The following is a 14,367-nucleotide window of genomic DNA, read 5'->3' on the forward strand; positions in this document are numbered from 1 at the left end:
TATGACAAAAAAGTATATCTATTATGCTTTTGTATCCATACTACTATTAACCACTGAAATTAAAAAGGTTTCAGGGCAAAATTTAAAATTCGGTTTTGAAATAAACGACAATAAAAGAAGTACAACTGTCCCTTTTGAATTAATCAGTAACCTTATCATCGTAAATGTTCTTTTTGAAGGAGTGATCCCATTAAAATTTATTGTTGATACAGGCGTAACCAATACTGTATTGATTGATAAAACTTACAGCGATTTTTTAGATATTGAGCCGGACAGAAAATTAACTTTAATAGGAGCTGCAGGAATTAAGGAAGTGGAGGCATATATTGTTAACAGAACTAGTATAAAAGTAAAAAACATTACGGGCAACAATATTCCATTATTAATCTTAAAAGAAGATTATTTAAACCTTCAAAAAACTTTAGGAATAAAAATCCATGGAATTTTAGGATATGATTTCTTTAAAAATTTTATCGTTAGGATTGATTATAAAAATGAGGTAATGAAATTTTACAGACCTGAATATTTTAATAGACCAATGTTTTTTTATAAGTCAATTGATATGAAAATAGAGCAAAATAAACCCTACATTTTCCAGAAACTCAAACTTAATGATTCCACCGAAATAATCAGTAAACTAATGATAGATACTGGAGCCTCCCATCCTTTGATGCTACATAAAAATAGCAGTGAGTATATACAACTACCTGAAAAAAATGTTCGCGATATATTAGGAGCTGGTATTGCTGGAACTATAGAAGGTCATGCCGCAAGAATCCCCCAGATAAGTATCGATAAATATGCATTGGAAAATGTTGTGACAAATTATCCCGATTCGGGTGCATATCAAGATATCATAAAAAGTACTGGAAGAAATGGAACCATTGGCGGGGGTGTGCTTAAAAGATTCAGGTTGTTTTTTGATTATGGAAATGAAAAATTATATCTCAGGAGAAATAGCCTCATAAGGGAAGACTTTGATCACGATATGAGTGGAATGACGGTGGTCGCTAAAGGTGAATATTTTTTAGAACCCTATTATGAAGTTGAAAAAGTAAGAAAAGGCACACCGGCATACTCGGCTGGGGTAAGAAAAGATGATAAAATAATAAGCTTGAACGGAAACTCTGGTAAAGATTTAAGCCTACAAAAAATTAATGATACCTTGAGCAAAAAAGAGGGCAAGAAGATAAGACTAAAAGTTAAAAGAGGAGAGCAAACATTATCATTTACCTTTTATTTAAAAGCTTTTATATAAATAATCTTTTAATGTTCCTTTTTCCTGAATAATACTTAATCCTGAAAAATTGTTGCGTTTTTTTGAATTTCAGGGCATTCCTTAAAGCATTATAAATTCTGATACTATCAATTCCATCTTTCAAAATGTATTCCTGTACTCCTGAGGTTACCTCTTGCTTATTATGTGTTTTTAAAAGTGTAATCGATATTGCTTCTTTACTTAATTCATTTACATTTTTAATAATTGCTTTTAAAGGTTTAAGTCCTAAATTATCATCTAAAATAATACAATTAGGATGCGTTAGATGAATCTTATTCAACATATCTGCTTGAGAAAATGCCGTCTCTATTCTCTTGATCTTATCCTTTAGATCATACAGTTTTTCATAAACAATACTCATCTCCAAAGGATTATTCCCTACCAAAAGTACATTGATATCATTATTGGAATTTGCAACTTCCCTGACGTTATTATCATTAAATCCTCTCATGGCAACTAAATTAAATACAATTAAATATTAATCAAATATAATAAAGCCCATTTAATTTCGCTATCATTATTCTACCATAGACCAATTTTCATCGACAAACACGATATACAACATTTCGGACAGAGAACGGTTTAGTATAAATATGAAGATATTATTGACAGGAGCGAATGGATATATAGGCAGAAGGCTATTGCCAGTATTGGTAATGCAAGGACATGAAGTAATTTGCCTCGTTAGGGATAAAAGACGAATAGAAATAGAAGATAAACTTATCAAAAAAGTTCAATTTTATGAGGCAGATTTACTTAAGCCGGAACAACTACAAGACTTACCTAAAGATATTGAGGCCGCTTATTATTTAGTACATTCATTGGGCAGTTCATCAGATAAATTTCAACAAATGGAGAAAGATACCTCTCAAAATTTTGTTGAAGCTATTAACAAAACTGACTGCCAACATATCATCTATTTAAGTGGCATTTCAAATGACGAATCACTTTCTAAACATTTATCTTCCCGAAAAAATGCAGAAACCATTCTAGCACAAGCCAATGCTGAATTAACAGTATTACGCGCTGCCATTATCATTGGTTCTGGAGGCGCATCCTTTGAGATTATACGGGATTTAGTAGAGAAACTACCCGTAATGGTAGCCCCAAAATGGTTGAGAACTCGATGTCAGCCAATAGCTATTCGAAACGTAATAAACTATCTATCAGGCATCATTGGTAAAAAAGAATCTTATGGAAAAATTTATGATATTGGCGGGCCAGATATTCTGACCTACAAGGAAATGCTTCTGATCTTTGCTAAAGTTAGAGGATTAAAAAGATATATTATCACCCTCCCTGTTCTAACGCCTAGGTTAAGCTCCTATTGGCTACATTTTGTAACCGCTACCAGCTATAAAATTGCAAGTAGTCTGGTGGATAGTATGAAAAATGAGGTGATAGTAAAAAACAAAGGAATTGAAAATATTGTACCCGAAGAACTTATACCTTACAGTGAAGCTGTCAAAATGGCTTTTGACAGGATAGCACAAAATGAGGTGGTTTCAAGTTGGAAAGATGCTTTTGCCAGTTCAAAAATCAATACCGAACTAATGGAATTTATTCAAGTTCCTACCTATGGTTGTTTTGTTGATAAAAGAAGTTCAACATTCAAAAGAAACCATTCTGAAGTTTTACAGAATATTTGGGAAATTGGTGGCGACAGGGGGTGGTATTATTGGAATTTCCTATGGAAAATCAGGGGCTATATGGACAAAGCTGTAGGCGGAGTTGGCCTCAGAAGGGGCAGAAGAAGCCCCGATCAATTAGTGGCTGGTGATTCATTGGATTTTTGGAGAGTTTTAATTGCCGATAAAGAAGAAGGTAGATTACTATTATATGCTGAAATGAAATTGCCTGGTGAAGCATGGTTGGAATTTAAGGTTACGAATGAAGATGGTGAAAATAAAATTTCGCAAACTGCCACCTTCAGGCCACATGGCTTATTTGGAAGATTATATTGGTATAGTGTTTATTTATTTCATGAATTTATATTCAAAGGTATGATGAACAGAATCATTCATCATCGAGAAAATAAAAAAGGCTCAGCAGTAGCTGCATAATTAGATTTTACATTTTCAAACATTATATTTTGGATAATTTCTTCAGTTTGATTTGGGAAATCGAGATTGGTTTTTTCTTCTTTGTGAATAAAAGCAATCAATTCTTCTAAATATTTCAAATTCAAAGAATCTAAAACTAATACACCCATTTTTTGCAAAGCGGCCGCATTACAATGTTGTTCATATTGCCCTTTCATTGGAATAACCAATAACTTCTTTTGAAGAAATAATGCCTCAGCGGGACCTTCAAATCCCGCACCACAAATAACTCCTTGACATTCTGCTAAACTCTTAAGATAAAGATGATTGTTAATTGGAATAATTTCAATATTCTCGTAATTTCTGCTATCAATACTATGTTTTGAAAATACTTTAAAGCTTGCTTTTAACTTAGATAAAACTTTTATGATTCTTTCATCACTGTATGCAGGTAAATAAACTGTATAAAAATTACTTTCTGTAGTTTTTAAATCCCTGATTTCTTTTCTAATGACAGGAGTATAAATTTTATCCGCATAGGTTTTAAAATGAAACCCATAAGATTGATTGACAGGTGCATAATATTTTAAAATCAAGTAGCCCAGCCAATCAGTTTTTCGAGGCTTAGGTGAAAATGGATGGATAACAGCTGATTGATGACTTAAACCTATGCAATTTTTTGCCTTAAATATGCAAGCCCAAGCTGAAACTGGTTCAAAATCATTGATGATTAAATCATATTGATGAACATTCAAATTCCATATCTCATTGAAAAACTTTAAGAATTTGATGCTTTTCAAAGTTTTGAGAATATCAACCCCTCCCCTCTTACCAAAAATAAAACTCACACCATATAGTTGATATTGAACAGGAAAACCCAATTGCACTTCCGCCTGCGTACCACTTATTAATATATCGAGCTCACCATATTGTTGTAAAATTGGAATAATATCCTTTGCTCTACTGATATGGCCATTTCCCGTGCCCTGAATAGCATATAATATTTTCATGTATATATAATTATTCTAAAGTTGCCACATGCCCCATAGGGATCCCTAAGGGATAATAGTCAAAGTTCAAAAGCCAAATCCACCAAACTTCAACGACCTATTATATTCATTTCGGTTGGTATGCAGGGCTTGTTACTATTTCATGACTAATTTTTAGGAAAGTTAAAGCTGGAAAATGAACTAAATATCAACCCAAAATCATGAAATCATGAATTATGACCTTCCATTTTTGGCATTGATTTCAAATTGATTTTACCATTTAATTATTTTATATTCTTTATTTAAAAATTTAATACTTAATTTTGAATTATTAAGTAAGATTTTTAGTGAGACCTATTCAATTCACCATATCGGTATTCTTTTTTGTTTGTCTCTTCAATGTGGCTTTCATACCCCAGCTATGCTTAAACGCTGTGGAAGACTTACAGAATAAAGAAGTAACCAATAATATTTTGGGAGAAGAATCAACAAGTGGACTGAATATTTTTGAGGAAGAAAGCAAGGAATCTTCCAAAGAAACCAATGAGGATGAAAATAATAGTATTAACTTAAAAGCTTTAGGACTATTTAGAGCATCTGTCTATAACAATATTCATGAATCGCTAGTCAATAATTTTTTTCATTCCATTCACTACCAGTCTATTTCGGCCCTAAATACCACACCACCCCCTAAACTATAATTCAAATAGTTTCCTTATCAAACTTTTTCTATTTAATCAGATAGTTCAAAACTATCATTTAAAATTTTATTAATACAAATTAAAATTCAATTGATTAACAATGAGTGAATCAAAATTTACAAAATACACTGGCGTTACTTTCAAACATTTTAAGTACGACTCCCTATCAAGTTTAGTGGTGTTTTTAGTAGCCATGCCATTATGTTTAGGAATTGCATTAGCATCAGGCGCCCCACTTTTTTCTGGATTAATAACAGGAATAGTGGGAGGGATAGTTGTGTCACTTTTAAGTGGTAGTCAATTAGCTGTTTCGGGTCCAGCTGCAGGATTAGCTGTGATAGTGTACAATGCTATTGAGGATATAGGCTTTTTTGAAGGCTTTTTAGTTGCAGTAGTTTTAGCTGGTATTATTCAGTTAATATTAGGTTTTTTAAAAGCTGGTACTATAGGCAATTACTTTCCATCATCCGTTATTAAAGGGATGTTGGCTGCAATCGGTATTTTACTTATTATTAAGCAAATCCCGCATATTTTCGGATATGACGAGGATTACCTAGGTGATTTAGATTTTTGGCAAAACAATGATGAAAACGCTATATCAGCACTAGTTTCAGCATTTAATAATATTGATCAGACTGCCTTTATCATATCAATAGTTTCCTTAATAATTATGATAGGCTGGAATTACATAAAGATTCAAAGTATAAAATCCATCCCTGCTCCTTTAGTAGTTGTTTTAATTGGGGTCGGAATTAATGCTTTATTTATGGCATTGAACAATGGAATGGCTTTATCTCAAGAACATCTGGTGACTATTCCTGTCTTGGGCGAAGAAACATCCTTCAGCGATCTATTTCTATTTCCAGATTGGAGTGTATTAGGTAAACCTGTTGTTTATACTGCTGCCATTACAATTGCCATAGTAGCAAGTTTAGAAACATTATTGAGTATTGATGCAGTTGATAAATTAGATCCACAGAAAAGAAGAACCCCTTTGAACAAGGAAATGAAAGCTCAAGGTGTTGGTAATATTATTGCAGGTTTAATCGGAGGTTTACCTATGACAGCAGTGATTGTCAGAGGTACTGTTAACATCAACTCAGGAGCAAAAACAAAATTATCTGCTTTCCTTCATGGTATTTTATTAATACTTGCTATTCTGGTAATCCCAACAATTATCAATATGATACCTTATGCGTGTTTGGCAGCAATTCTACTCGTAACAGGATATAAATTAGCCAATATCGGACTCTGGAAAAAAATGTATAAAATTGGCCCCTCTCAATTTTACCCATTTGTAATCACTATAGTAGCCATAGTTTTTACCGATTTATTAATTGGTATTATCATTGGCTTATTAGTTGGCTTCTTTAACATTTTGATTAAAAACATGAAGAACTCTTATTCTTTTGATAAGGATAGTCATAAAGAAAATGAGCCTATCAGATTAGTTTTATCGGATGAAGTCACATTTTTGAATAAAGCCAGTATGGTAAAAACATTGGATGAAGTCCCTGAAAATTCAAAAGTGATCATTGATGCAAGAAAAACAAAATATATAGATTTTGATGTAATTGAAGCTATTGAATTATATACAAATGAGGGTGCTCAATATAAAAATGTAGAAGTAGAATTATTGGGATTCGATGAATTTCATAAAAGATATAGTCTTAAATAAAAAAATTAACTATGAAACAACAGAATTATTCAAAATTATTTGAAAACAATAAAAAATGGGTTGAGGAAAAATTAAATCTTGACCCACAGTATTTTGAAAATCATGCAAAAGGCCAAAGCCCAAAGTACTTATATATTGGATGCGCTGATAGTCGCCTACCAGTAAATGAAATGACCGGAACCTCAGCTGGCGAATTATTTATCCATAGAAATGTAGCCAATATGGTAGTTCATACGGATAATAACTTAATGTCTGTATTGCAATATGCTGTTCAGGTTTTGAAAGTCGAACATGTGGTTGTATGTGGTCATTACGGTTGTGGAGGCGTTGCAGCAGCACTTGAAAACAAAAGTTTAGGCCTTATTGATTCATGGTTAATGAACATTAAGGAAAGCTATCAGAAAAATAGAGATTTTGTAGATAGTGCGGAAAATAAAGAAGGAAAAGTAAACCGACTGGTTGAAAGTAATGTAAAAGAACAAGTTTACAATCTTTATAAAACAAGTTATGTTCAGGAAGGCATTAAATCAAATGGGCTTCAAATACATGGTTGGGTTTACGACCTAAAAGAAGGACTTTTAAAAGATTTAGAAGTAGAAGCTGAAAAAGATTTCAAGGAAAAATCTATTTACACTTTTAACTAGAATCTATAATTTAAAGCGACTTAGCTTAAATGCTAAGTCGTTTATTCATAATTTCATTTCCAGCCTTCCTCGCCTTTCAAGGGCACAAAACTAAAATTGGAAAATACTTCTTTTGAAATTTTTCTCTCTGAATTTTTAGTTAACCGAAGCATTTGCTGGATATTATCATCTCCCACTGGAATCACTAAACAACCGCCTACAGATAATTGTTCTATTAAGGAATTGGGTACAGTTGGGGCTCCAGCTGTCACTATTATTTTATCAAAAGGCGCATGAGCTGGTAAACCTTTGGAACCATCACCACTAAAAAAATGAGGTTTGTAACCCATCTCTGGTAAAAATCTTCTGGTGCGCTCATACAAATCTTTCTGATATTCTATAGTATAAACCTTTGCCCCTAATTCGCATAAAACACAAGCTTGATAGCCAGACCCTGTACCAATTTCAAGTATTTTATCGCCTGATTTTACATTTAACAATTCAGTTTGGAAAGCTACAGTGTAAGGCTGGGAAATAGTTTGACCGTGTCCAATTGGAAAAGCCTTATCCTGATAGGCATGTTCCAGAAAAGCATTCTCAAAAAATACATGTCTAGGCACTTTCCCCATGGCATTCAAAACACCTTCATCTTGAATTCCTTTTTCTCGCAGTTTTTGAATCAATCTTCTGCGCATACCCTGATGTTTGTAGCTGTCCTCCATCATATTTCAAACTTAGGAAAAAATCAGGATAGGAAGAGGGAAAAACTTCAAATAAAAAAACCTGTCAGATTTAAAAATCTGACAGGTTTAATGAGATAAGCATTCTATAAAGCGTTGGTGAAAAAACAAAAAAGTGGGAGTAGATTGATACCCTTACATTTAAAGATATTCTCACCATCAAATAGTCAAATATTACCGCTTTGGCGGTAACATACAATTTCTAAGGAATACTTATCGGCTCTTTCTGTAATCTATCTTCTATTACTTTTTCGATTAAAGGAAGTGAGCTGTACAATTGCTCGTAATCATCTATAATAAAGTATTTGGTCTGGAATTTATCCTTTCTGTAACTACTATCAATGATGGACTCCACATTATAATCAAAATGCTCAGGTTCATCTGAAATAGAGAATTTAGTTTCGCCCGGTGAAGAAATAATTCCAGCTCCGTAAATTCGTAGATCTCCATCTTCCCTTATCAAACCAAATTCGATGGTAAACCAGTATATTCTACTTAAAAGATGAATCGCCCAGTCATTATCCAAATGCTTTAAGCCAATTTTTGCAAGCCCTTGTAAGAAATCAACAAAAGGTTGATTAGTCAACAAGGGAATGTGCCCAAAAACATCATGGAACATATCTGGCTCCTCTAGGTAATCTAACTGTTCTCTTTTTCTTAACCAGGTAGTAGCAGGGAAAATTCTATTGCTCAATAATTCAAAGAATTTGTCATCATCCACTATACCAGGGACTGCGGCCACCTGCCACCCTGTAAGCTCTTTTAGGTATTTATTGGTTTCCTTAAAATTAGGAATAGCATTTTCAGAAAAGTGAATTTTATCAATCCCATCCACAAACTCTTTAGTGGCTACTTTTTTGATATTTTGAAATTGTCTTCCGAAAAGGATGCCCCATACTTCTTGGTCTTCGGTTGTGTAATTGTCATAAATTTGCTCCATGATAGTAATAATTAATTTTTAATGTTAGTGTTTAAAATTTGGACATAAAAAAAGCCCGATTCCATTGGAACCGGGCTTGGTATATTTTCTATTTGAAATATGTCTTACATAAAATGCATAACACTACCATTACCGATTCCTTTCGGGGCTTGATAATAGTAATAATATGTGTTGTGCGTAAAATTCATTTTAACAAAAGTAATAGAGGAAAACTTAAAAACAAATGAAATTCTAAAAAACATTAAACTCTAACTAAAAGAAGAAATCGAAGTTAAACATCTTTAATTTTTTAAATTTATTTTAAAAAGAATAAAATACAGGGATCAAAAGTGAGGCAATTATCCAAAAAATAATGCCTAGTGGAGCCCCAATTTTAAAAAAATCTTTAAACTGGTAGTTACCAGCACTATACACCATAGTATTGGTTTGGTAACCAATTGGCGTCATAAAGCTGGCACTTCCTGCTACCATAACCGCTATTAAAAAAGGTAAAGGACTGAATCCCAAGGCTTCTGCTATGGACATAGAAAGTGGAGCCATTAAAGCTGCGGCCGCATTATTGGACATAATTTCAGTAAATATCATGGTCACCAAATAAATACCGGCTATCATAATGAATGGGGCCGTCTGATTTTCCGTTAATGATAAAAAATTAGTCACCAACCACTCATTCAAACCGCTTTTTTCCATCGCTGTACCGAAACTTAACGAACCAGCCAGTAAAAAAATCACCTGCCAGTCTATGGAACGATAGGCATCCGTCATACTAATAATCCTGAAAATACCCAACAAAAACACTCCAGCCCAAGCAGAAGCCACTATAGGGAGAATATTAAATGTAGCAGTCAAAATTACTAAAGCTAAAACAACAGCAGATATGTAGAGCTTATTTTTATCAGGTATATCCAAATCACTTTCCCTAACAGATAAAAAAGGGGCATTAGGATTACTTTCTGCTTTTTGCAATAATTCATGACCTTTTTTGCTGGTTTGTAACAATAGAATATCACCCACTTTCAATCGGATATTTTCCATATCGCTGAATTTACGTTTACCCCTGTGCCTAATAGCCAATAAGTGAGAATGGTAGTTTTTTAGAAAACTGATATCCTTTAATTTTTTATCTACTAAATGAGTTCCGGGCATGATAATCACCTCTACCACCTTAGTTTCTTCCTCAGGAAAATATTTATCCGTTATAGATTTCACTATGGATAGATGCTGATCAGCTACTACTTTTTTCACTTTATCCAGCGCCCCTTTAATCAACATCACATCCCCCGTCTGGAGCTTTGTATCCATATTTGGATTTTTGATAGTATTATCCTCTCTTCTTAATTCTTGTACTTCAAAAGTTAAATCCTTTTTTTTGAATAATCCTTCTATACTAATCCCCTTCTTCTCATCTGGCAATTCTTTTATCTTAACTTCTGTCAAGAATTTTTTGATCTGGCTTTCATCTTGCAAAGGCTTAACTTGGGATTCCTTTGGCAACAAATATTTTCCGGCAAACATTAAATACAATAAACCTACTATCAAAAACACTAAACCAATAGGAGCCATAGTAAACAAACCGATTCCATCGAAGCCTTTATCCTTAGCAATTCCTGCTACTAGAAGATTGGTGGAAGTTCCAATTAAAGTACAGGTTCCTCCTAAAATAGCACCATAAGATAATGGTATTAAAAATTTAGAAGGGTGTAACCTAAGTTTCTTGGCCGCTTTCGAAACAATCGGAATAAAAGTGGCTACAACAGGTGTATTATTAATAAATGCAGATAGCAAGCCCACCCCTGAACTCATTCCCAAAATGGCTCCACTATAAGATTTGTTGAACAAACGAGTAGCTAAAGGAGCTAATAATTTTATGACTCCAGCCCGTATCAGTGCGCTACTCAATATAAACATGGCCGTTACCGTGAGCGTAGCACTATTGGCAAAGCCTTTGAAACTTTCCTCAGGTTCTAAAACTCCAAAAATAATCCAAACCACCATCACTCCAATTGCCACTATATCAACTCGAACAGCTTCGGTAGCAAATAAAACAATGGCAGATAATATAACTAAAATGGTGATGATAAAAGATAGCTCCATAGATTTCGAAGATATGAGGCTACAGCTTTTAAAACAAGAAATTATTTTGAATTTGAGAGAAATTAAATTCACTAAAATAAAAGCTAAATTGAGTTGAAATTAAACTAATATTTTTAGTAATTTTACTAAAAATATTAGTAAATGTACATCAATTGCCACACTCACTTTAGCTTTAAATACGGTACTTTATCTCCTGAAGAACTGATATTAGAATGCATTGAAAATGGTATTTATCAAATTGCATTAACTGATATCCATAGTACAGCGGCTTATATTGAAGTTTTTCGTTACTTAAAAAATGACTATAGCCACTATCCTCTGAAAGTAATTCCGGGAATTGAGTTCCATAAGCAAGAGCAACTATTATATATTGGTATAGCCCGCAATAATCAAGGCTTTGAAGAACTTAATGCTTTTCTATCTTATTACAACCGAAATGATTTACCCCTGCAAAGCAGGCCTAGGTTTACAGATAATGTTGCAGTCGTTTATCCTATGCATACAGCTCCAGAAAACCTACGCACCAATGAATTCATTGGCATAAAACCAGAAGAACTCAATCGTTTAAGGTACCAACACCATAAATTTCAAAAAGAAAAATTATTAGCCTTATCTCCCATTACCTTCAAAAATAAAACTGGCTTTAATATGCATCGCTTATTACGAGCTATTCAGCAAAACCAATTGCTTAGCCGTTTGGATAAAAATTTTCAAGCTCAACCCTCTGAATTCATGAAACCAAAGCAGGTTTTGCTAAAGCAATTTCAAGGATTTGAATTTATGCTAGCACAATCAGATAAGCTTTTGGAGAAATGTCATTTCGAAATTCAGTTTGGACAATCTAAAAACAAACGCTCTTTACTGGGGTCAGCCATAGAAGATTGGCATTATTTTGAGTCAGAAGCAAGAAAAGGTTTTAAAAACCGATATGGAAAGCAAAATGCTGTATTGACCGAACGTTTTGAAAGGGAAATGGAAATCATACGGCAGAAAGATTTTACAGCCTACTATCTTATCACCTACGATATGATTCAATTTGCTCAAAGAAAAGGCTTTCCACATGTCGGCCGTGGAAGCGGTGCCAACAGTATGATCGCCTATTGTCTTGGCATCACCAATGTGGATCCTATTGATTTGGATTTATATTTTGAGCGTTTTTTAAATCCATCCCGTACCTCTCCGCCCGATTTTGATATTGATTTTTCTTGGCAACACCGGGATGAAGTCATTCAATATATGTTTGACAAACATGACGCTCATAATACTTGCCTCTTGGGAACACACACCACCATGAAATTCCGCATGATGTTACGCGAAATAGCCAAAGTATTTGGCCTTCCGAAGAGTGAAATAGATAAATTATCCGAAAATCCAAATCTTGGAAACAAGGATAATTATATGCGAAAAATTCTGCACTACACACAGCACATGGTAGCTAAAGAATTTCCTGCCAACATATCCATTCATGCTGGAGGACTGTTGATAACGGAACAACCTATCTATGCTTTTACTGCCACAGAGATGCCACCCAAAGGTTTTCCGGTTTCCCATTTCGATATGTACAGTGCTGAAGATATTGGCATATATAAATATGACATTCTCAGCCAAAGAGGTCTTGGCCATATTCAAGATACTATTAAAATTGTTGAAGAAAATCAAGATAAAAAAATAGACCCTAGAAAAATACATACTAAAGTGCTGGAAAAAGATCCAGCCATTAAAAACCTCATTAAAAACGGCAATACCATGGGGTGCTTTTATGTAGAATCCCCTGCCATGCGAATGCTATTGGCAAAATTAAAATGCGAAGATTACATCACTTTAGTGGCGGCAAGTTCCATTATCCGACCGGGAGTATCCCAATCTGGCATGATGCGAACTTACATTGAGCGTCATCACAGCAACGGAAATTATGAATCCATCCACCCCATCATGGATGAGCTGATGAAAGAAACTTATGGCGTTATGGTCTATCAGGAAGATGTGATCCGCGTGGCTCACCATTTTGGCGGACTCACATTAAGTGAAGCTGATATTCTCCGCAGAGGAATGTCGGGTAAGTATAGATCCCGATCGGAATTTGAGAAAGTAGAAAATCAGTTTTTCAAAAATTGTCGTGAAAGAGGATATGATGAGAAAGTAATTCAAAGAGTTTGGTTTGAGATATCGAGTTTTTCAGGTTTCTCATTTGCAAAAGGACATTCTGCTAGTTTTGCAGTAGAAAGTTATGAAAGCTTATTTCTGAAAGCACATTACCCTGTAGAATTTATGGTTGGGGTTATCAATAATTTTGGAGGCTTCTATAAAACAGAGTTTTACATTCATGAAGCCCGAAAGGCAGGGGCTGAGATTATTAACCCCTGTGTTAATAAAAGCAATTATCTCACAAGAGTAGAAGGAAAAAAAATCTATCTGGGATTTATACACATTAAAGAACTTGAACGAAAAATAGGGGAAAGCATTCAAAATGAAAGAAGGAAAGAAGGTTTTTATAAAAGCATGGAGAATTTCAAGGCTAGAATACCCATTAAAAAAGACCAACTATTTATACTAATTAAGATTGGGGCTTTTAATACCTTTAATAAACCCAATAAACATCTTCTTTGGAAGGCATATTCATTATACCTAAAAAAGAAAGAAACCATTAATGGAAATTTATTCGAGGAAGAAGTTGTCAATTACAGCCTCCCTGAAATGAAAACCACTCTGCTAGAAAAAGCTTTTAATGAATTAATGATATTGGATTACCCAATATGTAATCCCTTTCTGTTGATCAATATCAACATTAAACCAGATACTTTTGCTAATGAGCTGAGGAATAAAATCAATAAAAAAGTACATCTCATCGGTTATATGGTAACCATTAAAAGGACTTCAACAAAAAATAGTGAAACAATGTATTTTGGCACTTTCCATGACTCTTTTGAGAATACCTTTGACACTGTCCATTTTCCAAAAATAAGCTTGCAATATCCATTTAGAGGCAAAGGCTTTTACAGTATTAAAGGCAAGGTAGTCTTGGATTTCACCTATCCTATGGTAGAGGTAGAATCTATGGAGAAACAGGGCTGGCTAAATCCTGAATATGTTATAGAATAGATATCAAAAAAATAAAGGCATAAAAAAACCCTGACAGGCATACCTATCAGGGTTAAAATAAAAGTTGGCAACGACTTACTCTCCCACCTTTTACGGCAGTACCATCAGCGCTGGTGGGCTTAACTTCTCTGTTCGGAATGGGAAGAGGTGTACCCCACCGCTATAGTCACCATAAAGTTGTC

The 14,367-nt window shown here is 34.0% G+C and carries 11 protein-coding genes and 1 rRNA gene; 6 read left to right on the forward strand and 6 right to left on the reverse strand.

What is annotated here, in order from left to right; translation table 11 throughout:
• The first annotated feature begins 1 nt into the window (after position 1).
• Positions 2-1,258, forward strand: a complete 1,257-nt coding sequence (locus ACFE0M_RS08405) for an aspartyl protease family protein (protein ID WP_434545312.1) — start codon at positions 2-4, stop codon at positions 1,256-1,258.
• Here the strand turns inward: ACFE0M_RS08405 and ACFE0M_RS08410 are convergent.
• On the reverse strand, positions 1,251-1,730 hold the full coding sequence (locus ACFE0M_RS08410; RefSeq protein WP_434545313.1) for a hypothetical protein: 480 nt from the start codon (positions 1,728-1,730) through the stop codon (positions 1,251-1,253). The two genes, ACFE0M_RS08405 and ACFE0M_RS08410, sit on opposite strands and share 8 nt — an antisense overlap.
• 142 nt (positions 1,731-1,872) lie before the next feature.
• On the opposite strand from ACFE0M_RS08410, the gene ACFE0M_RS08415 reads away from it, so the two are divergent.
• A complete protein-coding gene (locus tag ACFE0M_RS08415) occupies positions 1,873-3,342 on the forward strand; it encodes an SDR family oxidoreductase (RefSeq protein ID WP_434545314.1) in 1,470 nt (489 codons plus the stop codon).
• Here the strand turns inward: ACFE0M_RS08415 and ACFE0M_RS08420 are convergent.
• On the reverse strand, positions 3,303-4,331 hold the full coding sequence (locus ACFE0M_RS08420) for a glycosyltransferase family protein (RefSeq protein WP_434545315.1): 1,029 nt from the start codon (positions 4,329-4,331) through the stop codon (positions 3,303-3,305). The genes ACFE0M_RS08415 and ACFE0M_RS08420 overlap by 40 nt on opposite strands.
• Positions 4,332-4,744: 413 nt before the next feature.
• Between ACFE0M_RS08420 and ACFE0M_RS08425 the strand changes: the two genes are divergently transcribed.
• The 3 genes from ACFE0M_RS08425 to ACFE0M_RS08435 all read left to right on the forward strand — a co-directional run bounded on the left by ACFE0M_RS08425 (position 4,745) and on the right by ACFE0M_RS08435 (position 7,333).
• On the forward strand, positions 4,745-5,011 hold the full coding sequence (locus ACFE0M_RS08425) for a hypothetical protein (RefSeq protein ID WP_434545316.1): 267 nt from the start codon (positions 4,745-4,747) through the stop codon (positions 5,009-5,011).
• A gap of 100 nt (positions 5,012-5,111) precedes the next feature.
• The gene (locus ACFE0M_RS08430; protein WP_434545317.1) at positions 5,112-6,689 is read left to right on the forward strand and encodes a SulP family inorganic anion transporter; all 1,578 of its coding nucleotides are present in this window, start codon (positions 5,112-5,114) and stop codon (positions 6,687-6,689) included.
• Between the two features lie 11 nt (positions 6,690-6,700).
• Entirely contained in the window at positions 6,701-7,333 is a 633-nt protein-coding gene (locus ACFE0M_RS08435; RefSeq protein ID WP_434545318.1) for a carbonic anhydrase, read from the forward strand.
• Between the two features lie 53 nt (positions 7,334-7,386).
• Here ACFE0M_RS08435 and ACFE0M_RS08440 read toward each other — a convergent pair whose 3' ends face one another.
• From ACFE0M_RS08440 to ACFE0M_RS08450, 3 genes are all read right to left on the reverse strand, one after another.
• Entirely contained in the window at positions 7,387-8,034 is a 648-nt protein-coding gene (locus tag ACFE0M_RS08440) for a protein-L-isoaspartate(D-aspartate) O-methyltransferase (RefSeq protein ID WP_434545323.1), read from the reverse strand.
• A gap of 220 nt (positions 8,035-8,254) precedes the next feature.
• On the reverse strand, positions 8,255-8,992 hold the full coding sequence (locus tag ACFE0M_RS08445) for a phenylalanine 4-monooxygenase (protein ID WP_434545319.1): 738 nt from the start codon (positions 8,990-8,992) through the stop codon (positions 8,255-8,257).
• Positions 8,993-9,292: 300 nt separating this feature from the next.
• Complete coding sequence (locus tag ACFE0M_RS08450) at positions 9,293-11,086, reverse strand: SLC13 family permease (protein WP_434545320.1); 1,794 nt, start codon at positions 11,084-11,086, stop codon at positions 9,293-9,295.
• A gap of 141 nt (positions 11,087-11,227) precedes the next feature.
• On the opposite strand from ACFE0M_RS08450, the gene dnaE reads away from it, so the two are divergent.
• Positions 11,228-14,185, forward strand: a complete 2,958-nt coding sequence (gene dnaE, locus ACFE0M_RS08455) for a DNA polymerase III subunit alpha (protein ID WP_434545321.1) — start codon at positions 11,228-11,230, stop codon at positions 14,183-14,185.
• Positions 14,186-14,247: 62 nt separating this feature from the next.
• Here dnaE and rrf read toward each other — a convergent pair.
• A 5S ribosomal RNA gene (gene rrf, locus ACFE0M_RS08460) occupies positions 14,248-14,359 on the reverse strand.
• Between the last annotated feature and the right edge of the window lie 8 nt (positions 14,360-14,367).

This window comes from Marivirga sp., from assembly GCF_051117495.1.
Taxonomy (GTDB): Bacteria; Bacteroidota; Bacteroidia; order Cytophagales; family Cyclobacteriaceae; genus Marivirga.